Annotated in this window: 26 protein-coding genes, 1 CRISPR repeat array and 1 riboswitch; of the genes, 23 read left to right on the top strand and 3 right to left on the bottom strand. The window is 53.8% G+C overall.

Annotated features, from left to right (window positions below):
- Nucleotides 1–10: 10 nt before the first annotated feature.
- The 8 genes from cas5c (at nt 11) to K0B01_06575 (ending at nt 10,123) form a co-directional block, all read left to right on the top strand.
- The gene (gene cas5c, locus K0B01_06610; GenBank protein ID MBW6485806.1) at nt 11–715 is read left to right on the top strand and encodes a type I-C CRISPR-associated protein Cas5c; all 705 of its coding nucleotides are present in this window, start codon (nt 11–13) and stop codon (nt 713–715) included.
- On the top strand, nt 715–2,433 hold the full coding sequence (gene cas8c / locus K0B01_06605; GenBank protein ID MBW6485805.1) for a type I-C CRISPR-associated protein Cas8c/Csd1: 1,719 nt from the start codon (nt 715–717) through the stop codon (nt 2,431–2,433). Before cas5c ends, cas8c begins: the two co-directional genes overlap by 1 nt.
- Nucleotides 2,430–3,446, top strand: a complete 1,017-nt coding sequence (gene cas7c / locus K0B01_06600; protein ID MBW6485804.1) for a type I-C CRISPR-associated protein Cas7/Csd2 — start codon at nt 2,430–2,432, stop codon at nt 3,444–3,446. The genes cas8c and cas7c overlap by 4 nt, the downstream gene beginning before the upstream one ends.
- Nucleotides 3,427–4,092: a CRISPR-associated protein Cas4 gene (gene cas4, locus K0B01_06595; GenBank protein MBW6485803.1), complete on the top strand. Its 666-nt coding sequence runs from the start codon at nt 3,427–3,429 to the stop codon at nt 4,090–4,092. The genes cas7c and cas4 overlap by 20 nt, the downstream gene beginning before the upstream one ends.
- Nucleotides 4,093–4,190: 98 nt before the next feature.
- Entirely contained in the window at nt 4,191–5,237 is a 1,047-nt protein-coding gene (locus K0B01_06590; protein MBW6485802.1) for a Fic family protein, read from the top strand.
- A 97-nt stretch (nt 5,238–5,334) separates the two neighbouring features.
- A complete protein-coding gene (gene cas1c, locus K0B01_06585; GenBank protein ID MBW6485801.1) occupies nt 5,335–6,366 on the top strand; it encodes a type I-C CRISPR-associated endonuclease Cas1c in 1,032 nt (343 codons plus the stop codon).
- 54 nt (nt 6,367–6,420) lie between these two features.
- Complete coding sequence (gene cas2, locus K0B01_06580; GenBank protein ID MBW6485800.1) at nt 6,421–6,711, top strand: CRISPR-associated endonuclease Cas2; 291 nt, start codon at nt 6,421–6,423, stop codon at nt 6,709–6,711.
- 183 nt (nt 6,712–6,894) lie between these two features.
- Nucleotides 6,895–9,558: direct repeats of the CRISPR family, unit length 32 nt; unit sequence GTCGCCCCCCGCGCGGGGGCGTGGATTGAAAC.
- A 136-nt stretch (nt 9,559–9,694) separates the two neighbouring features.
- Complete coding sequence (locus K0B01_06575; GenBank protein MBW6485799.1) at nt 9,695–10,123, top strand: DUF853 domain-containing protein; 429 nt, start codon at nt 9,695–9,697, stop codon at nt 10,121–10,123.
- Nucleotides 10,124–10,195: 72 nt separating this feature from the next.
- Here K0B01_06575 and K0B01_06570 read toward each other — a convergent pair whose 3' ends face one another.
- Nucleotides 10,196–10,483: a hypothetical protein gene (locus K0B01_06570; GenBank protein MBW6485798.1), complete on the bottom strand. Its 288-nt coding sequence runs from the start codon at nt 10,481–10,483 to the stop codon at nt 10,196–10,198.
- Between the two features lie 468 nt (nt 10,484–10,951).
- On the opposite strand from K0B01_06570, the gene K0B01_06565 reads away from it, so the two are divergent.
- The 10 genes from K0B01_06565 (at nt 10,952) to K0B01_06520 (ending at nt 19,813) form a co-directional block, all read left to right on the top strand.
- Nucleotides 10,952–12,307, top strand: coding sequence for a chloride channel protein (locus K0B01_06565; protein ID MBW6485797.1), 1,356 nt, complete (start codon nt 10,952–10,954; stop codon nt 12,305–12,307).
- 495 nt (nt 12,308–12,802) lie between these two features.
- Nucleotides 12,803–13,264 (top strand): glycine/betaine/sarcosine/D-proline family reductase selenoprotein B, encoded by a 462-nt coding sequence (locus K0B01_06560; protein MBW6485796.1) that lies wholly within the window; start codon nt 12,803–12,805, stop codon nt 13,262–13,264.
- A gap of 123 nt (nt 13,265–13,387) precedes the next feature.
- A complete protein-coding gene (locus tag K0B01_06555) occupies nt 13,388–14,035 on the top strand; it encodes a hypothetical protein (GenBank protein MBW6485795.1) in 648 nt (215 codons plus the stop codon).
- Between the two features lie 73 nt (nt 14,036–14,108).
- Nucleotides 14,109–14,261 carry a hypothetical protein gene (locus K0B01_06550; protein MBW6485794.1) on the top strand — a complete coding sequence of 51 codons (153 nt, stop codon included), beginning with the start codon at nt 14,109–14,111 and terminating at the stop codon, nt 14,259–14,261.
- A 681-nt stretch (nt 14,262–14,942) separates the two neighbouring features.
- A complete protein-coding gene (locus K0B01_06545; protein ID MBW6485793.1) occupies nt 14,943–15,242 on the top strand; it encodes a hypothetical protein in 300 nt (99 codons plus the stop codon).
- Nucleotides 15,200–15,865 (top strand): nucleotidyl transferase AbiEii/AbiGii toxin family protein, encoded by a 666-nt coding sequence (locus K0B01_06540; protein ID MBW6485792.1) that lies wholly within the window; start codon nt 15,200–15,202, stop codon nt 15,863–15,865. Before K0B01_06545 ends, K0B01_06540 begins: the two co-directional genes overlap by 43 nt.
- A gap of 125 nt (nt 15,866–15,990) precedes the next feature.
- Nucleotides 15,991–16,539, top strand: a complete 549-nt coding sequence (sigZ, locus tag K0B01_06535) for an RNA polymerase sigma factor SigZ (GenBank protein MBW6485791.1) — start codon at nt 15,991–15,993, stop codon at nt 16,537–16,539.
- 85 nt (nt 16,540–16,624) lie between these two features.
- Nucleotides 16,625–17,431, top strand: a complete 807-nt coding sequence (locus K0B01_06530) for an arsenite methyltransferase (protein MBW6485790.1) — start codon at nt 16,625–16,627, stop codon at nt 17,429–17,431.
- Nucleotides 17,432–17,575: 144 nt separating this feature from the next.
- Nucleotides 17,576–18,067: a DUF3795 domain-containing protein gene (locus tag K0B01_06525; GenBank protein MBW6485789.1), complete on the top strand. Its 492-nt coding sequence runs from the start codon at nt 17,576–17,578 to the stop codon at nt 18,065–18,067.
- Nucleotides 18,068–18,121: 54 nt separating this feature from the next.
- The gene (locus K0B01_06520) at nt 18,122–19,813 is read left to right on the top strand and encodes a glutamine--tRNA ligase/YqeY domain fusion protein (GenBank protein MBW6485788.1); all 1,692 of its coding nucleotides are present in this window, start codon (nt 18,122–18,124) and stop codon (nt 19,811–19,813) included.
- 7 nt (nt 19,814–19,820) lie between these two features.
- On the opposite strand, the gene K0B01_06515 is transcribed toward K0B01_06520, so the two are convergent.
- Nucleotides 19,821–20,927: a phosphohydrolase gene (locus tag K0B01_06515; protein ID MBW6485787.1), complete on the bottom strand. Its 1,107-nt coding sequence runs from the start codon at nt 20,925–20,927 to the stop codon at nt 19,821–19,823.
- A gap of 3 nt (nt 20,928–20,930) precedes the next feature.
- Nucleotides 20,931–21,533: a TetR/AcrR family transcriptional regulator gene (locus tag K0B01_06510; protein MBW6485786.1), complete on the bottom strand. Its 603-nt coding sequence runs from the start codon at nt 21,531–21,533 to the stop codon at nt 20,931–20,933.
- 162 nt (nt 21,534–21,695) lie between these two features.
- Nucleotides 21,696–21,803: riboswitch (TPP riboswitch) on the top strand.
- A 65-nt stretch (nt 21,804–21,868) separates the two neighbouring features.
- Here K0B01_06510 and K0B01_06505 point away from each other — a divergent pair.
- The 5 genes from K0B01_06505 to K0B01_06485 are packed head-to-tail and all read left to right on the top strand — an operon-like array spanning nt 21,869 to nt 25,564.
- On the top strand, nt 21,869–22,420 hold the full coding sequence (locus K0B01_06505; protein MBW6485785.1) for a phosphomethylpyrimidine synthase ThiC: 552 nt from the start codon (nt 21,869–21,871) through the stop codon (nt 22,418–22,420).
- On the top strand, nt 22,405–22,674 hold the full coding sequence (locus K0B01_06500; GenBank protein ID MBW6485784.1) for a phosphomethylpyrimidine synthase ThiC: 270 nt from the start codon (nt 22,405–22,407) through the stop codon (nt 22,672–22,674). The genes K0B01_06505 and K0B01_06500 overlap by 16 nt, the downstream gene beginning before the upstream one ends.
- A 54-nt stretch (nt 22,675–22,728) precedes the next feature.
- On the top strand, nt 22,729–23,238 hold the full coding sequence (gene thiW, locus K0B01_06495; protein ID MBW6485783.1) for an energy coupling factor transporter S component ThiW: 510 nt from the start codon (nt 22,729–22,731) through the stop codon (nt 23,236–23,238).
- A gap of 3 nt (nt 23,239–23,241) precedes the next feature.
- Nucleotides 23,242–24,906, top strand: coding sequence for an energy-coupling factor ABC transporter ATP-binding protein (locus tag K0B01_06490; GenBank protein ID MBW6485782.1), 1,665 nt, complete (start codon nt 23,242–23,244; stop codon nt 24,904–24,906).
- Complete coding sequence (locus tag K0B01_06485; protein ID MBW6485781.1) at nt 24,899–25,564, top strand: energy-coupling factor transporter transmembrane protein EcfT; 666 nt, start codon at nt 24,899–24,901, stop codon at nt 25,562–25,564. Before K0B01_06490 ends, K0B01_06485 begins: the two co-directional genes overlap by 8 nt.
- The last annotated feature ends 120 nt before the right edge of the window (nt 25,565–25,684 follow it).

Here is a 25,684-nt window from a genome sequence, read left to right as displayed (position 1 = left end):
AAGGCCGGAAATGAAGGTTGAACGATTCAGCTACCCCATTATCACGCCGTCCGCCGCACGGGGGATCTTTGATGCTATCTACTGGGAAGGAATTCGTGACGATAATGGCATACGTCCCTATTTCCACTGGCAGGTAGAACGGATCGAAATCCTTGAGATGCCCCGCTACATCGCCCTGCGACGAAATGAGGTCAAGGACAAAGTACCGTCAGACAGGACCATCAAGGCTTGGATGGAAGGGCGCGAACAGCCGGTACCTCTTTGGGCTGATGGCGGTAAGGATGAGTTGGGCACCGACCAGAAAGGTAGAACACAGCGACAAACTATGGCGCTGAAAAATGTCCGTTACCTCATGACCGCTCGGATCATCTCGAAACCGAAGTTTTCTGCCTCGGATCAAATTGCCAAGTTCGATAGCATATTCGAACGTCGTGCAAAACAAGGGAAGTGCTTCCAGCAGCCCTTCTTTGGTTGCAGCGAATTCCCGGCTTTCTTTGAATATGTACATGCCAGCGACTTATCGTCAAAGCAGGCGATTCCTTTTGATCAACACATTGGCTGGATGCTCTACGATGTCTTTGATTTACGGCGAGATGTCGTCCGGGACGATGAGCCATTCATCACCCTCTTCGATGCAACCGTGAAGGGGGGCGTTTTAGCGGTTCCACCCTTTGAGAGCGAAAAAGTTCGGAAACCGGAAAGGGGGAGAAGCTGATGCTGCATCATGTGGCTGACTTTGCTACGAAAAATATATCAACTTTACAACCTGGTTTCGGGCCGAAAAGGGTAAAATGGAGGGTTGACATTAGTAATAGAGGGACCGCTGTTGTCCAACCCTATGGCAGTGATGATGGTGGTGAACTGGAAAAGTGCCCTGAATACCCATCGAACCTTCTCCAGGGCGGAGGACGATGTCATTTCCTGGTAGAAACATTACAGGTAATGCTTTTGCTGCTCGATAAGAAGGATGACAAAGAAAAGTATCACGCGAAAAACCAGTATTTTGTTGAATTACTGAAGATGGCTGCCGAGGTAGCTCCTGAGTTGCTTATGGCAGCACATTTTTTAAACGATTCAGAAAAAGTTGAGTTGTTAAGGGAACATCTTGTCAGACAAGGGGCCAAGCCAACCGATAAGGCTTTTTTCACAATTGCTGGCCTGGACCCCCTCAAGCATCTTCCCTGTCTTACATGGTGGTCAGATTTCCGTAATTCTCTGACAAATGAAGGGAAAGGCACTGCGAGCATGCTCTGCTTTTTAAGCGGAGAGAATGTCAACCCCGAAGCAACTCATCCTAAAATTTCCGGCCTTAAAACTGTAGGAGGGAGAGGTCAGGATATTCTGATTGGGTTTGACAAGAAAGCTTTCGAATCATTCCGGCTTGAACAGTCGGCGAACTGCTCCATGTCTGAAGGTGCAGTGAATAGTTATTCAAAGGGGCTTAACTTCCTCATTGCCAACCACTCAAGAATGTTGGCTGGTGCAAAAGTTGTCCACTGGTTCAAGGAAGCTGTCAGGACTGAGAACGACCCGTTGGCGTTTCTGTTTGAGCCACCTGAACAGACTGAAGCGGCGGCACAGAGCACAGCCGGAAAGATCCTCGGCTCCCTGCGTACCGGAGAGCGACCGATCCCGGCCAATAACCGTTACTTTGCCATGACAGTATCGGGCGCGGCCGGACGGGTTATGGTGCGTGACTGGATGGAGGGGAGTTTTGAGGAACTGGTTGCCAGAATCGGACAATGGTTCTCCGACCTGGAGATTGTTGCCCGAAACGGCGGCAAACTTGCCCCTGATCCGAAATTTATGGCGGTGTGCGGTGCAATCGTACGAGATTTAAAAGACCTTCCTGCGCCAACGGCAACAACGCTTTGGCGTGTCGCCCTGGCCGAGTTGCCGATTCCCCAGCCGTTCATCGCCCAGGCACTGGCCCGTTTCCGCACTGACCTTATTGACGACAAACCGTTCAACCATGCCCGTATGGGTTTAATCAAAGCATACTTCATTCGCAAAGGAGGAAATCACGGTATGAGTGCCTATCTGAACAAAGAACACCCCGAACCCGCGTACCATTGTGGGCGTATCCTGGCAATGCTGGCGAGCCTGCAAAGGGCGGCGTTGGGGGATGTCGGTGCCGGTGTCGTGCAACGCTACTATGTGGCGGCCAGCCAGACGCCGGGTCTTACAATTGGCCGTCTGATGGGAAACGCGAAAAACCATCTTGGCAAAGTCGCGTCGGAAAGGCCAAAGCTTGCTTTCCGGTACGAAGAGCAGATTGCCGAAGTCATGAGCAGTATTAAAGACTACATTCCAAGGACACTTGACCTTGAACAACAGACCATCTTTGCGCTCGGCTATTACCAGCAGATTGCCGCCAATCGGGCTGGGAAGAATAACGACGCCAACGAATCCAGCAAAGGAGAAATACAATGAACGTTCAGAATCGCTACGAATTTCTTTATCTATTCGACTGTGAAAACGGCAACCCCAACGGCGACCCGGACGCTGGCAACAGTCCGCGCATAGACCCGGAGGACATGCACGGACTTGTCTCCGACGTAGCACTAAAACGGCGAGTGCGGAACTTCATCATGGAACGATTTGAGAATAAATCACCAAATGCCATCTATGTTGAACACGCTACCAATCTGAACAAGCCGATTGCTCTTGCACATGAAAAGACCAATGGTGCTGTGCCTAAAGAAAGCAAGTCAACAAAAGACCAGTCTCTCAAGGCTCGAAAATGGATGTGCGAAAACTTCTTTGATGTCAGAACGTTTGGGGCGGTTCTCAGCACCGGCGCAAATGCCGGACAGGTGCGCGGCCCGGTTCAGTTTGCGTTTGCCCGATCCCTCGATCCGATAATGCCACTTGACCTTTCCATTACCAGAGTTGCCAAAACGCCTACAGATAGGGAGATCAAGAGTGATTCCTCTTATCAGCAGCATGCTGAATGGGAGGCAAAGGCTCCGGAGGATTCTCTTCGCACGATGGGCCGTAAGGCATTGATACCTTATGGTCTCTATGTGGCCAAAGGCTTCATAAGCGCCAACCTTGCCAAAGGAACCGGCTTTTCCGAAGACGATCTCAAAAATCTCTGGGAAGCACTTTACAACATGTACGATCACGACCGTTCCGCCAGCAAAGGAATGATGTCCTGCCGAGGGCTATATGTGTTCAAACATGTGGGTACCGATACCAATCCTGAGCAGAAAGTTAGACAGGCTATGCTCGGGTGCGCGCCAGCTCATACACTTCTGGATCTCGGGAACGTGATAGATATTTGCAAAGCTGATGAAACAATGAGCAGGGACAAAGAGACAACCCCCCGCATATTTGCTCATTATAAAGTAACGATAAGCAAAGATAAAATCCCTGCTGGTGTTGAACTGTGGATGTGGGATGACGGCATAGGTGCTTTAACCAATGTGCAAACGGATGTCTGAAAATGGTTTCCGGGGGGATTCAGAGCGGGAATTGATTCCTATTTCCGCTCTGAATCAATATGCTTACTGCCCGCGGCGTTGCGCCTTAATCCATATTGAGCAAATATGGAATGAGAACAGGTTTACCGCCGAGGGACGAATCATGCACGAGCATGTGCATGAAGAAAACCGTGCCGTCAGGGGTGAGATCAGAATTGATTACGGGGTGTCTCTTCGTTCACTAAGCCTGGCTCTGATTGGAAAGGCTGATGTTGTGGAGTTTCACCGCCAGCCGGACGGCTCCTGGCTTCCTTTCTCGGTGGAATACAAGCGGGGAAAGCCTAAGAAGGATAATTCCGACAAGGTGCAGCTCTGCGCGCAGGCAATCTGTCTGGAAGAAATGCTCTCCATTAAAATTCCCACAGGGGCTCTCTTCTACGGCGAGACCAGACGTCGGCTTGATGTTTTTTTCGACGAGCCGCTACGCCGGGAAACAGAGGAAATTGCCCGCCTAGTACACGAGCTGATCGCCGCCGGGATAACGCCCCCGCCGGTTTATTCGAAGCGGTGCGAGAGCTGTTCGCTGGTGGCGGAATGTATGCCGAAGGCCCTGCAGAAAGACCGTTCGGTAAAAAATTATTTGGCACTGATCAGGGCAGCGCAATAGAAAATATCTTTTAGATGGACCCGTTGGAACGGAAACGGTTGTTTGCCAAGATGGAAGGAACTGCCAAGGACAGAAAACAAAAGGAGTGACCCCGTGCTATGATGACTCTAAAATTGTTCATATCGAGTCTCGACACAATCCCGGTATCGACATCGTGGTATCTGGCCGATATAAGCGAGGCGAAGGGCAGACAGGAACTTTATAAAAAGCAGTCGCCGCAGAGGCTGAAATCCCTTAAAGAACATGCCCTTATTGAAAGCGCTGTTTCATCCAATCGTATTGAAGGCGTTGAAGTTGATACGAAGCGCATCGGTACGATTCTGTTTGGAAAATCCCTACTTCAAGACCGTTCCGAGGAAGAAGTGCGCGGCTATCGTGAGGCGCTCAAACTTATACATGATTCAGCGTTAACCTTGCCCCTCACGGAAGATACCTGCAAGAAACTTCACTCTCAGATGCGGGGAGAAATATGGGATGCCGGCAAATACAAGGAAAAAGACAGCGACATTATAGAAACACGCCATGACGGTACTTCCAGTATAAGGTTCCGAACCGTTCCGGCTGTGAAAACCGCATCGTCCATGAATGAACTGATAGCCTCGTGGCAGGAATGTCTGCGCGATACGAAAATTCCTCCCCTGGTGACAATGGCGGCATTCAATCTCGATTTTCTGTGCATACACCCATTCCGCGACGGAAATGGAAGGGTCTCAAGGTTGCTGATGCTTCTGATGTGCTATCATCTCGGAATGGAGGTCGGGCGGTTTATAAGCCTCGAACGTCTCATCGAACAGAACAAGGAACGATATTATGAAACATTGAAAATGAGTTCGGAGGGATGGCACGAAGGCAGGCATAACCCGTGGCATTATATAAATTTTGTTTGTTTCGTAATTAAAAAGGCTTATGAAGAATTCGAAAACAGATTGAGTGGATCTCCGCAGCCAAAGGGTGAGAAAACGACAATAATTCACAAGGCGGTTGAGAGTTTTAGCGGCAATTTCAGTGTCGCTGACCTGCAAAGAGAATGTCCTGGCGTCGGCATTGATATGATACGCAGGGTTCTTAAAGACCTTCAGATTCAAGGGGCTATTGAATGTCTTGGCCGTGGCAGGAACGCAAAATGGAACAAGCGAGAAAATTAGGTAATAACGCCCGATATGGGTAATAAATTAGGTATTGTGGGTGATATGGGAAGCAATGAATAAGCTCTGAATCTCTGAAGCTTGTATTGGGAGAGCGATGAAGAAATACCTCAATACCCTGTTTGTCACAACCCAGGGCGCGTATCTCGCCAAAGAGGGTGAGACCATCGTTGTGAAGGTCGAGAAGGAAATTCGCCTTCGGCTTCCCGTTCATACGATCGGCGGGATTGTCTGTTTTGGAAATGTTTCGTGTAGCCCTTTTCTAATGGGATTTTGCGCGGAAAACGGCGTTGGCGTCAGTTTCCTGACTGAGCACGGGCGCTTTCTTGCGCGCGTTCAGGGGCCGGTTTCCGGAAATGTTCTCTTGCGGCGGGAGCAGTACCGAAAAGCCGATGACATGAACGTCTCCGCCGAAATTGCACGGGCAGTTCTGACCGGTAAGATTGCCAACAGCCGGACAGTCCTTCAACGTGCGCTTCGAGATCATGCGGACAAGATCGCTGCGGAAGAGGTTGGATTTGCCGTCAAGCGCCTGAGCAATCAACTGGAGCAGTTGAATAAAAAAAGGCCGCTGGATGAAGTCAGAGGTTGTGAGGGGGATGCGGCACATACCTACTTCGGCGTTTTCGATCATCTGATTGTGGTACAGAAAGAGGCTTTTTCATTTCAGGAGCGCAACCGCCGCCCGCCTCTGGACAATGTCAATGCCCTGCTTTCTTTTATTTATACGCTTCTTGTGCATGATGTCCGTTCGGCTTTGGAGGTGGTTGGACTCGATCCCGCGGTAGGATTTCTCCACCGGGATCGTCCGGGAAGACCAAGCTTGGCCCTCGATATGATGGAAGAATTTCGTTCGTTTCTGGCGGACCGGTTGGCCCTTTCGCTGATCAACCTGCGCCAGGTGCAGGGAAAGGGGTTTAAAAAAAGTGAGTCTGGGGCGGTATTGATGACGGACGATACCAGAAAGACAGTGCTGGTGGCTTATCAGGAGCGAAAGCAGGAGGAAATCGTGCATCCTTTTCTGGATGAAAAGGTCACGATAGGGACGCTTTTTCATATACAGGCAATGTTAATGGCAAGGTATTTACGGGGCGATATGGATGGTTACCCGCCATTTATATGGAAATAAGGAGAAAATGCTCCGACAGGAGAGGCATCAATTGAGAAGAGTTGAGGGAGTGTCATGCTTGTTCTTGTCAGCTATGATGTAGCAACGGTTGCCCCGGCCGGGCAGAGACGGTTGCATCGCGTGGCAAAGACTTGCCAGAATTATGGCCAGCGCGTGCAGTACTCTGTTTTTGAGTGCATTGTTGATCCTGCGCAGTGGACTGTACTGCGAAACAAACTGATCAAGGAGATCAATCCAGAGGAAGACAGCCTGCGTTTCTATTTTCTCGGGTCGAACTGGAAACACCGGATAGAACATGTTGGCGCAAAGAAATCGCTGGACCAGGAAGGTCCGTTGATAGTCTGAAAGACGGGTGCGAACCCCAAGCGGTTACTATTTCTCCGGGGAGTTCGCGCTATCTGCAAGCAATCGATTCTATAAGCTATTATGAGATAGGCTCTTTGACAATTGAATACAACAACTTTTTTTGCACAGGTTCGCGAAACAGTAAGTGAAGTATTAATGGTATCGAAGTGTTATGGAAAGTGAGTCGCCCCCCGCGCGGGGGCGTGGATTGAAACTGTTCAGCACTCAACAACACCGACGTCTTATGAGTCGCCCCCCGCGCGGGGGCGTGGATTGAAACTATCCTCGACGACCACCCTACCGCCCAGATGACGTCGCCCCCCGCGCGGGGGCGTGGATTGAAACTTTCACCCTCCCTTTCGTTGTTGGTCGAACAATTGTCGCCCCCCGCGCGGGGGCGTGGATTGAAACTTTTATTTATTTTTATGTTGGAAAAGGTTTGTAGTCGCCCCCCGCGCGGGGGCGTGGATTGAAACCAGTATCAGCCGCAGATTGCACTAATCCCGGTACGTCGCCCCCCGCGCGGGGGCGTGGATTGAAACTATTATCAATTCAAACTACAATGTCGTCAAAAGGGTCGCCCCCCGCGCGGGGGCGTGGATTGAAACTCTTTGTCGCCGGGGTTCGCTCCGAGGCCGATTCGTCGCCCCCCGCGCGGGGGCGTGGATTGAAACGCAGTATAAGGGACGAATATTTACGAAATGAATGTCGCCCCCCGCGCGGGGGCGTGGATTGAAACATTGGTGTTGGTATTGGGTTGATTATTAGGGTGGTCGCCCCCCGCGCGGGGGCGTGGATTGAAACGTGTCCGATATGTGGCGGTAAAGGCGGGCGTGTTCGTCGCCCCCCGCGCGGGGGCGTGGATTGAAACTTACAAAACGTAAAAATAACATGGGTAGGGTCAAGTCGCCCCCCGCGCGGGGGCGTGGATTGAAACTTTTTACGACCTGCTCGGGCTATTGTGGGCGTTGGTCGCCCCCCGCGCGGGGGCGTGGATTGAAACTGTCCATAGTTAGAGCGGCATTGGCTGAATTGAGTCGCCCCCCGCGCGGGGGCGTGGATTGAAACGCGAGCGTTGCATGTTACCTGTTCTGGGTCATCGTCGCCCCCCGCGCGGGGGCGTGGATTGAAACAAAGGTTGTTTCTCCGGCAGATGCACGAGTGCAGTCGCCCCCCGCGCGGGGGCGTGGATTGAAACCCTGTAGTATCTGTACCATCCGCGTCCTGGGGGGTCGCCCCCCGCGCGGGGGCGTGGATTGAAACGCAGCCCTTGGGGAAATTGCTGCCAGCCAGGAACGTCGCCCCCCGCGCGGGGGCGTGGATTGAAACAGCATGATCGCTCTGCCGGACGCGGGGACATATGTCGCCCCCCGCGCGGGGGCGTGGATTGAAACTCGATCATTGCGTTTCCGTTTGTCCACTCCCCGGGTCGCCCCCCGCGCGGGGGCGTGGATTGAAACAATTTGGCCGGCATCCTGAGCGAGGCGCCAACGGTCGCCCCCCGCGCGGGGGCGTGGATTGAAACAATCTGCGCCAGCATTTCCTTGTCAAAGAGTTGGTCGCCCCCCGCGCGGGGGCGTGGATTGAAACGGCTACGATGCGAGTCGCAGCCTCCCTCCCTTTGTCGCCCCCCGCGCGGGGGCGTGGATTGAAACATCATCCCGCAGGTCTTTGAGGATTTCGCTGTCGGGTCGCCCCCCGCGCGGGGGCGTGGATTGAAACAACCTTTCAATTCACATCTAATTTCATCCAATCCATGTCGCCCCCCGCGCGGGGGCGTGGATTGAAACCCACCAGGTGCTGTTCAGTTTTTTGCTGTTCTAGTCGCCCCCCGCGCGGGGGCGTGGATTGAAACATTCTATTTATGCTTTACCATCGACGATCATCCTGTCGCCCCCCGCGCGGGGGCGTGGATTGAAACCCGTGATATTGCATCTTCTTGATGGTTGCCCGGTGTCGCCCCCCGCGCGGGGGCGTGGATTGAAACTCAAAAAGCCTATGGCAACGCCGAAAGCTACGGCGGTCGCCCCCCGCGCGGGGGCGTGGATTGAAACCGCCCGATGTCGCACATAGCGGAGCCGCAGGCGCAGTCGCCCCCCGCGCGGGGGCGTGGATTGAAACGACGGCTGCTATGGAGGCCATGAATTTGATCCTGGTCGCCCCCCGCGCGGGGGCGTGGATTGAAACTCAAAAAACCTATGGCAACGCCGAAAGCTACGGCGTCGCCCCCCGCGCGGGGGCGTGGATTGAAACTTAGGCATCATCAAAACGGCAGGGGTTTTGCGACGTCGCCCCCCGCGCGGGGGCGTGGATTGAAACCAGTTCCAAGGCTCATGTCTCAACATCCTCTTCCTGTCGCCCCCCGCGCGGGGGCGTGGATTGAAACGTACTCGAACTACCTCATCGGCTTTCGCGCGGCGTCGCCCCCCGCGCGGGGGCGTGGATTGAAACATTGATTTCCTCCCGAGGTTGTTCAGGGCCAACAGTCGCCCCCCGCGCGGGGGCGTGGATTGAAACTGTCGGTGACGATTACCGGCTCGACCGCAACAAAGTCGCCCCCCGCGCGGGGGCGTGGATTGAAACCCGCTTGTATCTGTACCGTCTGCGTCCTTGGGAAGTCGCCCCCCGCGCGGGGGCGTGGATTGAAACATCGTAAACGATCTTTGCTTTCCCGGCCACAGCCGTCGCCCCCCGCGCGGGGGCGTGGATTGAAACGCCTGGGGGTTAATCCTGTTTGCCGGGGGAGCCCCGTCGCCCCCCGCGCGGGGGCGTGGATTGAAACGCAACAGACGAACCCGAACGTCACGGGTACGGGGTCGCCCCCCGCGCGGGGGTGTGGATTGAAACCTGCGGTGACCGGCCGGTCTCATTAACGAAAGTTGTTCCCCGTTGACTTCTATGCGGCTTCTTCTTATAGCCTCACCAGGCTTGGCCAAAGGGTTTATAAAAAGCTGGATAAACAATACTGCACGAGGGAGTTTTTATGAACGAACCTTTAATTATTGCAATGTCGCAGGGCAAAGAAATTGCCCTGCTGCCGGGCATGTCCAACCGGCACGGGCTCATTACCGGCGCCACCGGCACGGGTAAAACTGTCACGCTGCAAAAGATGGCCGAGTCTTTTGCCTCCATCGGCGTCCCGGTCTTTATGGCGGACGTCAAGGGTGACCTCGCCGGCATCGGCGCAGCGGGCAGTGCCTCCGAGAAAATCCTCAAGCGTTTGGAATCAATCGGCATTAAAGAATTTAAACCGCGCGCCAACACATCCGTGTTCTGGGATGTTTTCGGCGAATCCGGGCACCAGGTGCGGGCAACAGTATCCGATATGGGACCATTGCTTTTATCGCGACTATTGAATCTCAACGAGACGCAAGCCGGCTTTATGCTTCCGCTTGCAGGATTGATGCGATAATTGTTTGTTTTAAAGCGCTCTCTTTTGCGTCTTGGTTTTGCGGTCGGACCGACCGCGTGCTCAGCTCTACCCTCAGCAGCCCACCATCATGATATGCACCGTATCCCCCTCATCCAGGGTTTCATGCATCCGCTGGCCATAGGAAAGATGCCGGATCATATTAACAACCACCCGGTAATGAATATCGATCTCGTCATTCTGGTCCAGCAGGATCGAGTTCACCGTGGGACCGAATCTGCTTCTCAGGCCGTCCACAAGATCCCGGAGGGTGTTTCCCTGAAAGACAATATCTATTTTTTTCTGTCTTTTCATTAGCTTATAAAGATCAGGCAAGCCCTCGATCCTCAAGTGAATTTTCATGAATATTCCTCCTCGCACCAGACTCCCGCTTCTTATCAAGGCGGGCGAGCCGGATTCCGGCCCTCGCTGTGTCCGTCTGTCCAATTATCGTTGCGGATCTATCACTTTTCGACGATGGAAGTATAGGGGGGCGTTTTGGCCTGTCAATAAATATTTCGCGTCTGTTTCCCCCGGGTTTTTGGTTGACTTTTGATGAAGCGTTGCCTATTACGATACCCAATTCATAATTATGGGAGGGATCGTCCGCATGGGAATCGGCAGAACGCCCGCTGGAAGGCATATCAGATATTTTCCGCGCCGCAAGACTGCTTGCGACGGGCCGATCCCCGTCGCTGGGAAGCAAAGGCTGGAGCACCGGGTCGTCATAGAGGAACACTTGGGAAGGCCGCTCCTCAGAAGTGAGGTTGCCAATCATATTGATGGGAACTGCCTCACTCCGCGGCGGGAAAAAGGTTTCTGTGTTGTATTATGAAGAAGCGCATCGCGGAAGAGTCCATCCTATTTATCAGCGTCATCAAGTGGGTCGTGCTTGCGACCGGCGTGGGCGCCCTGATCGGGCTGGTGGTTACCTTCTTTCTTAAACTGCTGGCATGGGGAACGGCTGCCGGCCAAAGTCACCCCTACACGTTTTTGCTGCTGCCGGCGGCCCTGTTTCTGAGCGCACTGTTGACCAGGATAGCGCCGGACGCGAAGGGGCACGGGACGGAAAAGGTCATTGAGGCCATCCACAAGCGTGCCGGCAAGATAAACGCTACGGTGGTTCCCGTCAAGCTTGTGGCAACGCTCATCACGCTGTGCATCGGGGGATCCGCCGGAAAGGAGGGACCTTGCGCGCAGATCGGCGCCGGAGTGTCATCTATCCTGGCCGATCTCCTAAGGTTCGACGAGCACGACCACAAGAAACTGGTCATTTGCGGCATCAGTGCGGGATTCGCGACGGTGTTCGGAACGCCGATCGCCGGTTCCATCTTCGGAGTGGAGGTGCTCTTCGTCGGCGCGATTCTCTACGATGTCCTTCTGCCTTCGTTCATCGCGGGCATTACCGCCTACCAGGTTTCCTCAGCGCTGGGAATTCAGTATTTCTACCATCCGGTTAACGTGGTCCCCGGCTTCAGCGAGGTCTTTTTCCTCAAGGTTATCCTGGCGGGCATGTTCTTTGGACTGTGCTCAATGATGCTCATCGAGATTCTGAAGCTGGGAGAAAAGATCTCTGGGCGGCTTCGCGTCTGGGATCCGTTGAAGGGGCTGATCGGCGGCGCGGCTCTGGTGATTCTTACAGTCCTGTTCTCGAGCCGCTATCTGGGGCTGGGCCTGGACACCATCGAAGCGTGTCTCCGCGGAGACAAGGTTTCCTGGTACGCCTTCCTGCTGAAGCCGCTATTCACGTCGATCACGCTGAATTTTGGAGGCAGCGGCGGCATTGTGACGCCGATCTTCTACGTGGGCGCAACTTCCGGAGTTTTGTACGCCACCCTTATGGGACTCAATACGATAACCTTTTCCGCCATAGGCTTTACCAGTCTCCTGGCCGGTGCGGCGAATACCCCCATCGCGGCGAGCATCCTCGCAATCGAATTATTTGGCCCTGCTGTCGCACCCTATGCCACAGTGGCGTGCGTCATTAGTTTCCTGATGACGGGACATCGCAGCGTCTATCATTCCCAAATCCTCTCCATGCATAAGTCTGAGTCGATTCAGGTGGCGATCGGGAAGGAAATGGAGAATCTCGAGACGACATACGCCCCCCGGAAGAAGGGCCTGTTGACGCAACTGCTCCGGCTGTTCCGGGCGGTGGAACGTGTGCTGAAGCGGAAAGGCGAATAGCGTGACTCAATTGCTGATAATTCCGGCAATAACAATCACGGTCTCAGTATTGCCCGGTTAGACTTTTACATAACGCGCTTGCCTTACAAAATTGCCCCTTTTAAACTCACTCCCCCGGCCCGAGGGGCCAGAAAATGCTCCCTCCCCGGCCCGAGAGGCCAGAAAATACTCCCTCCCCGGCCCGAGAGGCCAGAAAATACTCCCTCTCCCCCCGGGAGAGGGTTGGGGTGAGGGCAGGCCTTGCAATTCCTTAACATGGCAACACTGTCGCCGGCCGTTTATAAACCGTTCTAAAAAAGACAAACGAGAATGGCGGTTTTTCAGTTTACGCCCGTTGTCCATTTACCCCCGTTTTATGGCTTCTGAGCCAATTACTTTGTCGTACGATGGGGTTTGCAGTGATGAAATAATATTACTCCTTTCCTTTTGGGGTTAAAAAGATTTATATGGGCGCTCAACTCGCACGTTTGGTTACAGAAAAAGGAGAAAGACGGAATGACACGATTGGATCGTTTGCCATCTTACGAGAGAGAGCATTTGTTGGCGCTTCGCTGCCCCGATTATAAAGAGACTCCCCTGGTTAAGGGCCCTCCGCTAAATGAACGAAGAGTGGCCATTCTCTCCACCGCCGGTCTTCAGAGAAGAAATGACCTCCCCTTTGGAGTTGGAGCTAACGATTATCGGATTATTGCCTTCGACACACCCTCATCGGAGATCGTGATGAGCCACGTCTCCAGCAATTTCGATCGCACCGGCTACCAGCAGGATATCAATATCGTTTTTCCGCTCCAGCGCCTGAAGGAACTTGTCGAAGCAGGTGAAATAGGCAGCGTCGCCCAGTACCATTACTCCTTTATGGGGGCAACAGACCCGACAGCCATGGAAAAGCGGGCCAGAGAGCTTGCCCATATAATGAAAGCCGAGGGGGTTGATGCAGTTCTGCTTGTACCGGTCTGACCAAACTGCACGCGCGCCGTGGGCGGGCTTAGTCATTACATAGAAAGCGAAGGAGTTCCCACCACCCAAATAAGCTTGGTTCGCGACCACACAGAACGTATAAATCCGCCGCGGGCTCTTTGGGTGCCTTTCGATTTCGGCAGGCCGCTGGGAGCGCCGGATGAGCCTGAGTTCCAAAAAAAGGTCTTGCTGGCCGCGCTGAGTTTGCTTGAAAAATCCGGGCGCCCAATCATCGAGGATTTTTTAGAGGATGCGCCCGTTTCGGAAAATGAGTTCACGCCCACCGCGTGCCCCGTAAGCTTTCGCGCTCAAACTGGGCAAGGCGAAGAAATTGACGATATCGGTAAACTGTTGGCGGATTTTCGAGAAGAGGCGGAAGGATTGCAAAACTGGTTTGATATAGGGTTAAAAAAAAGAGGGCGGACTACCACCGGCACGTCAAATCTCTCCCTGAAAGAAATAGTGGAATTATTTTCGGTCTTTATAAAAGGGGATATGCCCGAAAGCCCGGTTAGCAGCATGCCTGTCGATATTACTATGAAGCTTGCCAGTGAAGACCTCAAGGCCTATTACACCGAGGCCTTGTCGGCACAGCCCGGAGGCCCTACCAGTCCCGACGCCCTGGCAAATTGGTTCTGGGGTGAAACAGCGGCTTCCAGGGTTCTTGGGAAGATGCGCGACCGTGCCCTTTTGTGTGAAGATAAGGGGCTAAAAATCCTGGGCTCGTTATTGCTCATTCCCAGAAATCAGCTCCACAGATTCACCAATTAGCTTTTTTGGGGGTCATTTCTTTAGTGCGGCCGGGCAAGGTCGCGTAATCGAGCGGGAGGAAAGGAAGCTACACATGTCAGCGCGTTGTGAGGAAACATTGGCCGTTCACGGAAGCGGGGAGCCGGTGGAGGACAAGCCGATCAACCACATCGTGGAGGCCGATATCAAAGGCTTTTTCGATAATGTGAATCAGGATGTTCGGATTTTCTGCGAATTGACGATGTGAGGAGCCGTGTGCGTAAATAGCGCAAGCACGGTTCTGAGAGGGGTCAGCGACAACTGATGTATGGTTGAGGAGAACACAAACATTGACCTACAGCGTTGGGAGAAGCTGATCTGCTCGACTTTTTAGCGTTTTTGCGGGGGTGAGACCGGAGTGAAGGTAAGCGGGCGTGAGCTGAAGACGGTTGGCCGAGAGAAAAACGCGGCGGTGTGCCTGTGGTGGGGCCGTGTTTATGTTTATCCGGCAGTTCTTTGTGTAGAGTAAAGCCACGGTTTGTGGCGGCATCTTAACGGACTTGCAAAACTATCGCTGGCTCAGGGCGAAAACGCATGCGCAAACGCTTCTGATCCTACCCTTGCGGTACCCGCTGCTTTCTGGCGGAAACGGTGCAGATCCGGGAAAACGCCTCGGAGATAAACAGGACCGGGAGGCTGCGTCCAGCGCTATCAAGGCGACAAGGATTGGCTGTTCCTGCGGCCAAGAAGCTTTCATTAGGCAGATAGAAGGCTTCTCAACCGGCGATGGACGGCCTCACTCTGCGTAGAAAAATAGGTTTCTGTCCCTCCTACAAATTAAAAATTGACAAATATTTCCGGATTTTATACAGTTGAAGGCACGAAAACGTCCCGTGATCTGCGGGGGCGTACACTGCGTGATGGATCATTGATTGAGACAGGTTATCGAATGAACGGTTTTCTTCAGGAAGTGCTTGCTTTCCGTAAAGAGCTTTTCTGGGATAAAGCTGCCTTGGATCCCGAGAAAGACAGATTCGTCATCGTCGAAAGGATTCTTGAGTTTGGAACGGAGCGTGAAGCCCGGGAGGTTGTCTCCCGCTTCGGCGAGGAATTCGTCCGGGAGGTTGTATGCACCAGTCGGAATCTGAGTCCAAAAACCGTCAACTATTTTTGCTTGTTATTTGATATCCCCCGGGAGGCTGCACGATGTTTTTCCGATGCATCACAGCGGACATGGCAACCATTCTGAAAAACCCGGTCATTAGGGAACTTCCGCCACAAACCTATCTGGCGGGCGGCACCGCCGTGGCTCTTCATCTTGGCCACCGACTGTCCGTGGATTTTGACTTTTTTACCCTCCAAGACATGGACAGTTTGCAATGGTTTCATGAACTGCAAAAGGCGTTTTCGGGTATTTTCAGACTCTCTGCCGTAAAAATCGAGAAGAATACGCTGGTTGCAAACATGAACAGCACGGGATTCAGTATTTTTACCTATCCCTATCCCCTCATCGAAGAACCGGGGGCGGATACTGCCCTGCCTGTTTTGCTGGCATCCCTCCGCGATCTGGCGCTTATGAAACTCATCGCCATCAATCAGCGCGGCGCGTGCAAGGATTTTATAGATCTGAAATGCATTATGGAAAAGACCGGCCTGACCATGGATGCTCTCATGCGTGACATCCGCCGGAAATACTCGGTCGGAGAAGAGATGCTTTTTCAACTGAAGAAGAGCCTGCTCTACTTCGACGATGCGGAAAGGGATTTGAATGTGAACATGTTTTCGGCAAAAAGCGGCCGTTTCGAACCCCTGGCCGATGATGCATGGATTGCCGTGAAACGATATTTCGAGCACATGTTGAAAAAAGGATGATGGTGTATTCCGGGTATTCCGGGAACAGCGCTTTGACTTTGACGGCGAGTCACTGCACTGAATTTCTCCTTTGCGGCGCCCCGTAAAAACCAGTTAGTTCATCGTTATGCCTTCGGAGCTTCGTGATGGAAAAATCGGAAAAAGTGTGGAAGGAATATCATTCAAGGCTGCGCGCCTTTATTAAAAACAAAATGTCCGACGACACGGCGGCGGATGACGTTCTGCAGGACGTATTTCTGAAAATGCATGCAGGATTGGACTCTTTGCAGGACGCGACAAAGCTGCAAGGCTGGCTCTACCAGATTGCAAGAAACGCCATCGTCGATTATTATCGTTTGCAAAGGCCCACCGAAGATATTCCTGAGTGGTTTGCGCATCCCGAACCTGATTCCGGCGAAAGGACCACTCAAGAGTTGGCGGAATGTTTGCGGCCCATGATCCAATTACTGCCCGAAATATATCGGGAAGCAGTCATTCTATCGGAATTAAAAGGATTGAAGCATAAGGAAATCGCACAGATGCAAGGCACATCGCTTTCCGGCGCCAAATCCCGCGTACAACGCGGACGCGCCTTGCTCAAAGAAATGCTGGCCGACTGCTGCCGACTCGAGTTCGATCACAAAGGGCGGCTCAGTGATTATGAACGAAAAAACAAGGCCTGTAATGTTTGTTGACCAGTGAACGCGGGCGTGCGTCTTTTTCGGGCTTTTTCCGTCTTTAGGGTGAGCAATGCTCATAAATCCTAAGGAGGAGATTGACATGGAGAAGCAAGATAATGAAGAGATTCGCAGCGCGGTTCGGGAAAATTACGGAAAGATTGCTTTAGCAGGGGACGCAGTAGGCTGTTGTTCTGCCTCATCGTGTTGCGGAGCGGCAAACGATGTATCGGCAGCGGAAATTTCAATCGGCCTGGGTTACTCCGGCGGGGATGTGACGGCTGTTCCGGAGGGGGCGAATATGGGGCTTGGGTGCGGCAATCCACAGGCGATTGCCTCTTTGCAGCCCGGCGAAACGGTGCTCGATTTGGGCAGCGGCGGAGGGTTCGATTGTTTCCTCGCGGCGCGGGCCGTTGGAGACAGCGGACATGTTATTGGCGTTGACATGACGCCGGAGATGATCACCAAGGCCCGCCTGAATGCGGAGAAAGTCGGGTTCGGGAATGTCGATTTTCGTCTGGGAGAGCTGGAAAACCTTCCGGTTGCAGACGGGATTGTTGACGTCGTCATTTCGAACTGCGTGGTCAATCTTTCTCCCGAAAAAGAAAAGGTATTCAGCGGGGCTTTCCGCGTGTTGAAGGCGGGTGGACGGCTGGCAATTTCCGATGTTGTTGCCACCGCCGAGATGCCCGACGCCGTGAAGAAAGATATGGCCATGTACGCCGGCTGCATAGCGGGCGCATCTTTCATCCCCGAACTCGAAACCATGCTGAAGCGAACTGGTTTTGAGGACATCCGGATCAGGCCGAAGGATGAAAGCAGAACCTTTATCCGCGAGTGGGCGCCGGGAAGCAAGGTCGAGGAATATGTGGTTTCGGCGACGATTGAGGCCGTAAAACCAAAGGCATAACCTATAAGGATTGAGGCGACCCGCAAAGCAATTAAATTTACGGCACGAACAAAGTTGCGGGTCGAACTCAATCAGGAATATGCATTTCATGCGATTGATGATATGCTCAGAGGCGTTAAAAGTTAAACAGGAGGGGCAAACATTATGACAGCAAATTCCGATTTACTTTCTCCGTGCGGTCTTTATTGCGGCGTCTGTGCCATTTACATTGCCCATCGCGACGGCAACGACAGACTAAAGGAAGGGCTGGCAAAACTCTACAGGGGAGGAACTCCGGGCAAGGGCGCTCTGCCGGGCAGCGAGTTTCTTTCGGCAGAAGACATTCACTGTCGCGGCTGCTTGTCCGATGAGCGATTTATGCATTGTCAGCAATGTGAGATCAGAAATTGCACAAAAGAAAAAGGTTACGACGGGTGTCATCAATGCGATGAATTTCCGTGTCGTCACATTGACAATTTCCCCATGGCCGTCGGGAAGAAGGTCATCCTCCGGGCTGTCCCGTATCGGCGGGAGTTTGGCGACGAAAAATGGGCAAGGGACGAAGAGGCACGTTATATTTGTCCGGAATGCGGCAATAAAGTTTTTCGCGGCGCGATGAGATGCAATCAATGCAAGGCGCCTTTGGATCTGGATTGAAAAAAATGTTGAGACAGAATTTGTAATTTACTGAAAAAAAAGGGATTTAACTATATGGAAATGACACCCTCCCCTTCTCCTTCTGATTTTATCAGAGACAGCATTGATGACGATATCAAATCCGGCAAGTGTGCGGGGCCGGTGGCGACCCGCTTCCCGCCTGAGCCCAACGGCTATCCCCATATAGGCCATGCCAAGTCGATCTGCCTGAATTTCGGGATTGCCGCCCAGTACGGAGGGACGTGCAATCTGCGGCTCGACGACACCGATCCGAGCGGGGAAAGTATGGAGTATGTAGAGTCGATTATCCGCGATGTAAAATGGCTCGGATTCGATTGGGGAAACAGGCTCTATTTCGCCTCCGATTATTACGAAAGATTGTATCAGTATGCGGTTGAGCTGATCCAGAAGGGCCATGCCTATGTATGCGATCTGAACGCGGACGAGACGCGCGCGTACCGGGGAACGCTGACTGAGCCGGGGAAGGAAAGCCCTTTTAGCAGCCGGTCAGTAGCGGAAAATATGAATCTTTTTGAGAGGATGAGGGCGGGAGAATTTGCCGAGGGGGCGCGTGTTCTGCGAGCCAGGATAGATATGGCTTCTCCCAATATGGTTATGCGCGATCCGGTTATCTACCGAATCAAGAGAAGCAGCCACTATCGCACCGGAGAGAAGTGGTGCATCTATCCAATGTATGACTTCGCCCATTGCCTTTCCGACTACAGCGAAGGCATTACCCATTCCCTTTGCACCCTCGAATTTGAAAACAACCGGCCCCTTTATGAGTGGTTTCTGGAGAAACTGGTAGTAAAACCGCATCCGCGGCAGATCGAGTTTGCCCGTCTGAACCTGAGCTACACGGTGATGAGCAAACGCAAGCTTATGGAATTGGTTGAGAAAAATATGGTGAGCGGGTGGGACGACCCCCGGATGCCGACCCTTTCCGGAATGCGCCGCCGGGGCTATACCCCGGAGGCGATCCGGAATTTTTGCGAGATAATCGGCGTTTCTAAAAACGACAGCCTGATCGACATGTCGCTTCTGGAAAATTGCGTCCGGGAGGATCTGAACGAGCGGGCGCCGCGGGTAATGGCGGTGCTGCGCCCGCTGCGCGTTGTGATTAATAACTATCCGGAAGACCTTGTCGAGGAGTTTGATTGTCCGTACCATCCGAAGAACCCCGCGATGGGCTCGCGGAAGGTAACATTTTCACGAGTGCTGTTTATAGAACGGGATGATTTTATGGAGAATCCACCCAAGAAATTCTTCCGGCTTGCCCCCGGCAAAGAGGTGAGGCTGCGCTATGGCTATTTCATCCGCTGCGTTGATGTTGTCAAGAACAACGCGACCGGCGAGGTGATCGAGGTCCACTGCACCTACGATCCGGCAACGAGGAGCGGTTTTGCGCCGGACGGAAGGAAGGTCGAGGCAACGATTCACTGGGTGTCGGCAGCTCACTCCGTGGCGGCGGAGGTAAGACTCTATGATCGGCTGTTTAAGGTCGCCGAGCCGCTTGCGCAGGAGGGCGACTTCATCAGCTACATGAATCCCGGGTCAAAGGAGGTTGTCACTTCCTGCCGCCTGGAGCGAAGCCTTGCCGATGGAAAAGCGGGGGAACATCTCCAGTTTGAGCGCCTGGGCTATTTCATTGCCGACCCGGAAGATTCCGCGCAAGGGGCGCTTGTCTTCAATCGAACGGTTACCCTGAGAGACTCCTGGACCAGGCTTGCCGGCAAAAATAAGTAAACCGTTTCTACCGGAGGAAATTGACGATGCGGGCAAAGATCGCACTCTTCAGCGTCATGGCAATGCCGAAAAGATAATCTTTTGTGCCGTAATACTTGTCAACCGCTGAAACGATCCACGCCTCCGGATAAAGCGGGGGGATGATGGTCAGCGGCCACATGTGCCTAAGGATGATGTCTTCCTCTTTCTTCGTTAAAGTTATTACTTTTCTTGCATTTTCGAGGGCGATGCGGGGATGTCTGAAACCGTGCCAGCGCGGCCCCTCACGCAGCCAGTCGTAGTAAAAAAGGTCGTGCAGAAGTGCTCCCCTCGCAATCATCCGGGTGTCAAGATTAAATTTTCTGCCGATTCGGAAGCTCAACCACGCCACGTCTATGCAGTGTTCCAGGCGGTTTTTCTGGTAGTGGTGAAGGTGCTTTTCCAAAGCGCCGACAAGGGGATCACTCAGAAGTGGTTCTATGATGTTCAAAAATTCGCGTTCGCTTGCCATTGTTTCGCTGCGCCTTTTCTCTCCTGCCTCGGCGCCCAATTGGTCGCCCTTTATCAGGAAATCCACCATGATAATCTCCAGCAGCAACAGGGCAAAAATGGTCGTCGGCATGGTGAATTCACGATAAAGGAGCAGCGAAGGCGGAAGCAGAAAATATTCCAGAAGAAAGGCCAGGGCCACCCAGTACAGTGAAAACTTCAGGCACACATAGCCGCGTATCGACCAGGGGCCGTCGCTATAGTTCCACAGGCGAATGTTAAAAAACCGATCCAGCGACCAGCCGGCGAATAACTCCAGCAGCGTCGTGGTCGCTATGTAGATGATGGCCTTGACTGCTATATGGATGGCGAGCAGAAGCGGTTTCAGCAGCACTGCCTGCTCCTCTCCCGGTAAATAGGATAAAAATCCAAGAATGATAAAAACAAATGAATAATCCATTATTTGAGGTTTGACCAGACTGATCAGGACTGCCCCGAGACCGTATATTGGCAGATAGGGCCCGGTCAGAAATCCTGGATTGATCAGACGCCGCATCTTCAGCGACCGGTAAACGCTTTCGAGAAGCCAGCCGGCAACGGAGAACAGGGCAAATACGAACACTATCTCGATTAGTTGGATCTGCATGGATCAGGTTTTCCCTTCTTTGGATGATAAAAGGCCATGACACAGTATTTCGAAAAGGGACGCCGCTTCTGAGTCTGTATCTGCCAGCTTTGCCGGCAGGTCTGGATGGTTATCGGCGGGTGAGGAGAACCCCCGCATAAGGTAGCCGATGAGTTTTGAAGCCTTAGCCGTATCCTGGGGGGGAAATAAACCTTCCGTCGCCCCTTGCTCGAGGATTCCGCTCAGCAGCCGCTCCTGCGCGGAGAAAAAATTCTCCCTGGCGGCGGCTATTCTGGACACAAAACGGTAAGATTGGCTATGTTCGTCGGCAAACAGCAGGGATTCTTCCCTGACCATTTTCAGGCTTTCCTTGATGAAGGCATTGAGTTTTTCGAGCGGCGAAGGCAGAGCTGCAACCGCCTGGCTTACCCGTTCCGCCATAAGACCGATTTTTCTGTCGAGCGCCTCTGTGTAAACCTGGTCCTTGCTGCCGAAATAGTTGTAAATGGTCGCCTTGGCAACCATTGCGGCGCGGGCGATGTCGTCTATGTTGGTCTTATTTATGCCGTGCCGGCGGATCATCTTCCAGGCCGTTTCCAAAATGGCTTCTTTTATGTTGGTTTTCATGGTTTATGTCTCGGCATTACAATATTGTACTTTTTACGTCTAAAAGTATAAACGCCGGAGATGAGAATGTCAAGGATTTTTGCGGACACTTTCATACAAAATTCTGTCATACAAAATTCATACAAAATTCTTGACAATCGAAAATCTGTACCGCATAATCAAACCGCTCGTTAGGGGTGTCCTTTAGGGGACTGAGATGCCGAATTTTTGGCGACCCTTTACCGACCTGATCAGGGTAATGCCTGCGTAGGGAAATGAGCCGATTGCGCAACATGCAAAAAGGCCGCTTCCCCCCGCGAGGCGGCCTTTTTGCGTTTTGAACGGAGGGGAATGAAATGACGCAGCTCGATGCGGCCAAAGAGGGTAAAATCACAAAGGAAATGGAACAGGCGGCGAAACACGATGGGGTGGCGCCGGAGGAGCTCTGCGGGAGGGTGGCGGCCGGTTCCGTCGTGATCCCGAAAAACCGTTTGCGTGCCTTCAAGGCGAGGGCAATCGGCCGGGGGCTCTCGACCAAAATCAACGCCAACATCGGAACCTCGGCAAGCCATGCCAATCTCCCGGAGGAGATCGAAAAATTGCGCACGGCCATTGAGGCCGGGGCGGACGCCGTGATGGATCTCTCGACCGGAGGCGATATCGATGCGATCCTTAGAGGGATGATAGAACACTCCTCCATAATGATCGGAACGGTGCCCATCTATCGCTCCATCAGCCGCCTGTTCGCCGGCGGTCAAACCTGCGGGGATCTAACCGAGGATGCCCTCTTTGCGGATATCGAACACGAGGCGCAAATGGGCGTAGATTTTATGACCCTCCACTGCGGCATCACAACCCGGCCGAGCATCTGGGACTGCCCACCGTCCAGGACGTGCGCGAAGGGGTGATCGCGTCGCGCATCGCAGCGCACATCGGGGATTTGGAGAAGGGGGTCGCCGGGGCGTGGCAGAGAAACGAAAGCATGTCCCGGGCCAGGAGAGGCTTCGACTGGGAAACGATGTTCCAGCTTTCCATCGATCCGGTGAAGGCAAGACGGGTCCGCTGCATGACCGAAGACAAGGACCGGGATGTCTGCACCATGTGCGGCGAGCTGTGTGCAATTAAAACGTACAGCCGCTTCATAGACGGCAACGCCGCATGAATATCCATTCGCGGAGGAAGCGGAGGCGATTAAATGAGTGAGGAGGTCAAAAATTTGAATTCTTTGAATGGAACATACACCCGTAAAGCGGCCTATGCTGTGGTGTTGGTGGCCCTTGGGGTAGCGCTGGCGCCCTATACGTCATTCCCTGTAGGCATCGCCAAGGTCAATCCGACCCAGCACTTTGTCAATGTGGTTGCAGCGTTGTTGCTGGGACCTTGGTGGGCAGTGGCGATCGCGACTATCATCGCCGCGCTGCGCAACGCGATGGGGCTGGGAACCTTGCTGGCCTTTCCCGGCGGCATGATCGGCGCCCTTCTGGCGGGTCTCTTCTATCGTTATACCCGCAACATTTACGCAGGCGCCGTCGGCGAAATCGTCGGCACCGGATTAATCGCGCCTCTGGTCTGCGCGCTGCTTGTGGCTCCCGTGTTGATGGGGAAAGTCATTCCCCTGTTGGCCTTGATCCCCTCATTTTTGGCAAGCACACTTGCGGGCGCCGTTTTGGGGGTGCTGGCCATAAAGCTGCTGGAACGGGCCGACATCGTCCATCTCAAGATTTAACCGATGACGTCGCCTTTATGGGTGGTGGAAACCGACCGACTTGGGTACGCCTATCGGCAAGAGGATGCGAACCTTGCCCTGGACGGCGTGGACTTGCGCATTGCGCCTGGGGAGTATCTGCTCGTTTGCGGCGCCAGCGGCTCCGGAAAATCGACGCTTTGCCGCACTTTTAACGGCCTGATCCCCCACTTTTACGGCGGACGTCTGTATGGGGAGGTACGCATCGCCGGTAAACCCACCTCCGGGCAATCCGTCACGGATCTTTTCGAGCGGGTAGGAATGGTATTTCAGAACCCTGAAGTCCAGTTGTTCAATTCCAGCGTCGCTCGGGAAATCGCCTTTGGCCTGGAAAGCCTGGGACTTCCCCGAGCCGACATTCGGGAACGGATTTTTGCAACCGCGCAAATGCTTGATATTTCGGACCTGCTGGAGCGCAACCCCCAGGAATTGTCGGGTGGAGAGCAGCAATTGTCGGCGATTGCCGCGGTGTTGGCGATCGCCCCCCAACTGCTGGTACTGGATGAACCCTATGCCAATCTTGATTCCGTAAGCGTTCGGCGGGTACGGGCGGCGCTGCAAGCGATTCAACGAAAGGGCGTGGGGGTGGTGATCAGCGAGCATCGGCTGCCCTATACCGTGCCGGACGTTCGGCGAATGGTGGTGCTTCACCGGGGACGTATCGTGCTGGACGGAGCGCCTGAGCGGCAGCTTGCCCAAAACCTGGAGCCTTTCGGACTGGAATCGCCGCTGCCGGTCCGCGTCGGCCGGCGATTGGGACTGCCCCGGTTGCCTCTCAGTGTTGAGGCGCTCCAATCGCTGGAGTTGACTTCCCCGCTGCCTGCCGACTTGAAGATCGTTTCGCCGACCCTCCCGTCAACTGCGGCGGAACTTGTACTGGAAGTCGAGCGCGTTTCCTTTGACTTAAACGGCGCATCCATTCTGCGCGACGTCAGTTTCACGCTGCGCAGAGGAGAATCTTTGGCGATTGTAGGGGCCAACGGCGCCGGAAAAACCGTATTGCTCAAACATCTCAATGGCCTGTATCGCCCAACCCGGGGGCGTGTCCGCTTGCTGGGGCAAGAGACCGGCCAGGTCAAAGTCTCCCAACTGGCCCGACAGGTGGGCATCGCTTTTCAAAATCCCAACAGCCAGTTTTTCAAGCTGACGGTATGGGATGAACTGCTCGTGGGCCCCAGGGCTTTGGGGCTCTATGATGAGGCTTGGCTCCGGAAGCTTATCAGGTTGTTCCGCCTTGAGTCGTTGCTGAAGCGCGCCCCGTATCGGTTAAGCGACGGCGAAAAAAAGCGGGTGGCGTTTGCCGCGGCATTGGCCCACCGCCCGGCGATCCTGGCGCTGGACGAACCGACCGCCGGCCAGGACTGGTATTTTCGGAGTATCCTGGGGACCCTGTTGGCCGAATTGCGTGCGCAGGGACAGGCCATCCTGCTGGTCACGCATGACCTCGCCTTTGCCGAACAGCACGCCCACCGCTGGCTCCTGCTGGCCCATGGGCAGGTAGTTGCCGACGACGCCCCCTGGAAGGTGATGGCAGACAAGGCCGTCATGGAGCGCGCCCATCTCGAACCGACCGACTCTTTTCGACTGTTTTCGGCAGATAACCGCAGCCTTGCGCAAACAGCTCAGTCTGGAGGAGAGAATCATGCTTGATCCGCGCACCAAGCTGTTATTGGCCATGGGGTATGCCGCCCTCACCGTGGCGTCAACCAGTCTGCTCTGGTCGCTCGCCGCAGGGGGAATTCTGTTGTTCTTCGTCATTGTCATCGGTAAAACAAGATTATACCTGCCTTGGCTGCGGATGGCGCTGCCCATGTCGCTGTTCTTCGGCGCGGTCGTCTGGTGGACGGCGGATGCGCGGATTGCAGCGCAGGCGGCGCTGAAACTGCTGACGCTCGCTACGGTTTTTTTTGTCTTCTTCAGCATCACGCTCCCCGACGATTTGGGAAACTCGCTGGTTGAAGCCGGAATGCCGTATGTCGTCGCCTTTGTTCTGAGCACCTCCTTGCAGTTCGTGCCGATCATGAAAAGAAGGATAAGAAACGTCATGGACGCCCAGCGGGCCAGGGGAATCCCGCTGGAACCGGGATGGTCGGCACTGCGGCATTACCCGGCGTTTTTGGGACCGATCCTGATTCAGGCGTTTCAGATGGCCGAGGCGTTGGCCGAAGCGATGGAGGCGAGAGGATTTGGCCGCTCGGGGCGGACCTTTCTCAAAGAGTACCGGATGGGTATTCGGGATGGGCTGGCATTGGCCGGCGGCCTGTTTGTTTTGATCGCCTGCATTCTGGGACGGCATGGATGGGGATAGATGATATTCAGCCACGATTTTTGCGTCAGCGCCGAAACGGAAAAGCTCAAGGGCTATTTTGAACATAACGGGCGAGTGCTGATTTTAGAGGCCCGTCAACGTTGACGGAAGCGGGCGTCA

The sequence above is a fragment of the Syntrophobacterales bacterium genome (assembly GCA_019429105.1).
GTDB lineage: Bacteria > Desulfobacterota > Syntrophia > Syntrophales > UBA5619 > DYTH01.
This window is presented reverse-complemented; position numbering and strand designations above follow the sequence as displayed.

What these genes read in the sequence shown, in the direction of transcription:
- K0B01_06515 (MBW6485787.1), bottom strand. Translation starts at nt 20,927, where the DNA reads ATGCAGATCCAACTAATCGAGATAGTGTTCGTATTTGCCCTGTTCTCC.
- K0B01_06485 (MBW6485781.1), top strand. Translation starts at nt 24,899, where the DNA reads ATGCTTGATCCGCGCACCAAGCTGTTATTGGCCATGGGGTATGCCGCC.
- cas1c (MBW6485801.1), top strand. Translation starts at nt 5,335, where the DNA reads ATGAAGAAATACCTCAATACCCTGTTTGTCACAACCCAGGGCGCGTAT.
- K0B01_06545 (MBW6485793.1), top strand. Translation starts at nt 14,943, where the DNA reads ATGAACGGTTTTCTTCAGGAAGTGCTTGCTTTCCGTAAAGAGCTTTTC.
- K0B01_06560 (MBW6485796.1), top strand. Translation starts at nt 12,803, where the DNA reads ATGACACGATTGGATCGTTTGCCATCTTACGAGAGAGAGCATTTGTTG.
- cas7c (MBW6485804.1), top strand. Translation starts at nt 2,430, where the DNA reads ATGAACGTTCAGAATCGCTACGAATTTCTTTATCTATTCGACTGTGAA.
- cas5c (MBW6485806.1), top strand. Translation starts at nt 11, where the DNA reads ATGAAGGTTGAACGATTCAGCTACCCCATTATCACGCCGTCCGCCGCA.
- K0B01_06530 (MBW6485790.1), top strand. Translation starts at nt 16,625, where the DNA reads ATGGAGAAGCAAGATAATGAAGAGATTCGCAGCGCGGTTCGGGAAAAT.
- K0B01_06525 (MBW6485789.1), top strand. Translation starts at nt 17,576, where the DNA reads ATGACAGCAAATTCCGATTTACTTTCTCCGTGCGGTCTTTATTGCGGC.
- cas4 (MBW6485803.1), top strand. Translation starts at nt 3,427, where the DNA reads ATGTGCAAACGGATGTCTGAAAATGGTTTCCGGGGGGATTCAGAGCGG.
- K0B01_06570 (MBW6485798.1), bottom strand. Translation starts at nt 10,483, where the DNA reads ATGAAAATTCACTTGAGGATCGAGGGCTTGCCTGATCTTTATAAGCTA.
- K0B01_06550 (MBW6485794.1), top strand. Translation starts at nt 14,109, where the DNA reads ATGTCAGCGCGTTGTGAGGAAACATTGGCCGTTCACGGAAGCGGGGAG.
- sigZ (MBW6485791.1), top strand. Translation starts at nt 15,991, where the DNA reads ATGGAAAAATCGGAAAAAGTGTGGAAGGAATATCATTCAAGGCTGCGC.
- K0B01_06505 (MBW6485785.1), top strand. Translation starts at nt 21,869, where the DNA reads ATGACGCAGCTCGATGCGGCCAAAGAGGGTAAAATCACAAAGGAAATG.
- K0B01_06510 (MBW6485786.1), bottom strand. Translation starts at nt 21,533, where the DNA reads ATGAAAACCAACATAAAAGAAGCCATTTTGGAAACGGCCTGGAAGATG.
- K0B01_06590 (MBW6485802.1), top strand. Translation starts at nt 4,191, where the DNA reads ATGATGACTCTAAAATTGTTCATATCGAGTCTCGACACAATCCCGGTA.
- K0B01_06490 (MBW6485782.1), top strand. Translation starts at nt 23,242, where the DNA reads ATGACGTCGCCTTTATGGGTGGTGGAAACCGACCGACTTGGGTACGCC.
- cas8c (MBW6485805.1), top strand. Translation starts at nt 715, where the DNA reads ATGCTGCATCATGTGGCTGACTTTGCTACGAAAAATATATCAACTTTA.
- cas2 (MBW6485800.1), top strand. Translation starts at nt 6,421, where the DNA reads ATGCTTGTTCTTGTCAGCTATGATGTAGCAACGGTTGCCCCGGCCGGG.
- K0B01_06540 (MBW6485792.1), top strand. Translation starts at nt 15,200, where the DNA reads ATGTTTTTCCGATGCATCACAGCGGACATGGCAACCATTCTGAAAAAC.
- K0B01_06575 (MBW6485799.1), top strand. Translation starts at nt 9,695, where the DNA reads ATGAACGAACCTTTAATTATTGCAATGTCGCAGGGCAAAGAAATTGCC.
- K0B01_06565 (MBW6485797.1), top strand. Translation starts at nt 10,952, where the DNA reads ATGAAGAAGCGCATCGCGGAAGAGTCCATCCTATTTATCAGCGTCATC.
- K0B01_06520 (MBW6485788.1), top strand. Translation starts at nt 18,122, where the DNA reads ATGGAAATGACACCCTCCCCTTCTCCTTCTGATTTTATCAGAGACAGC.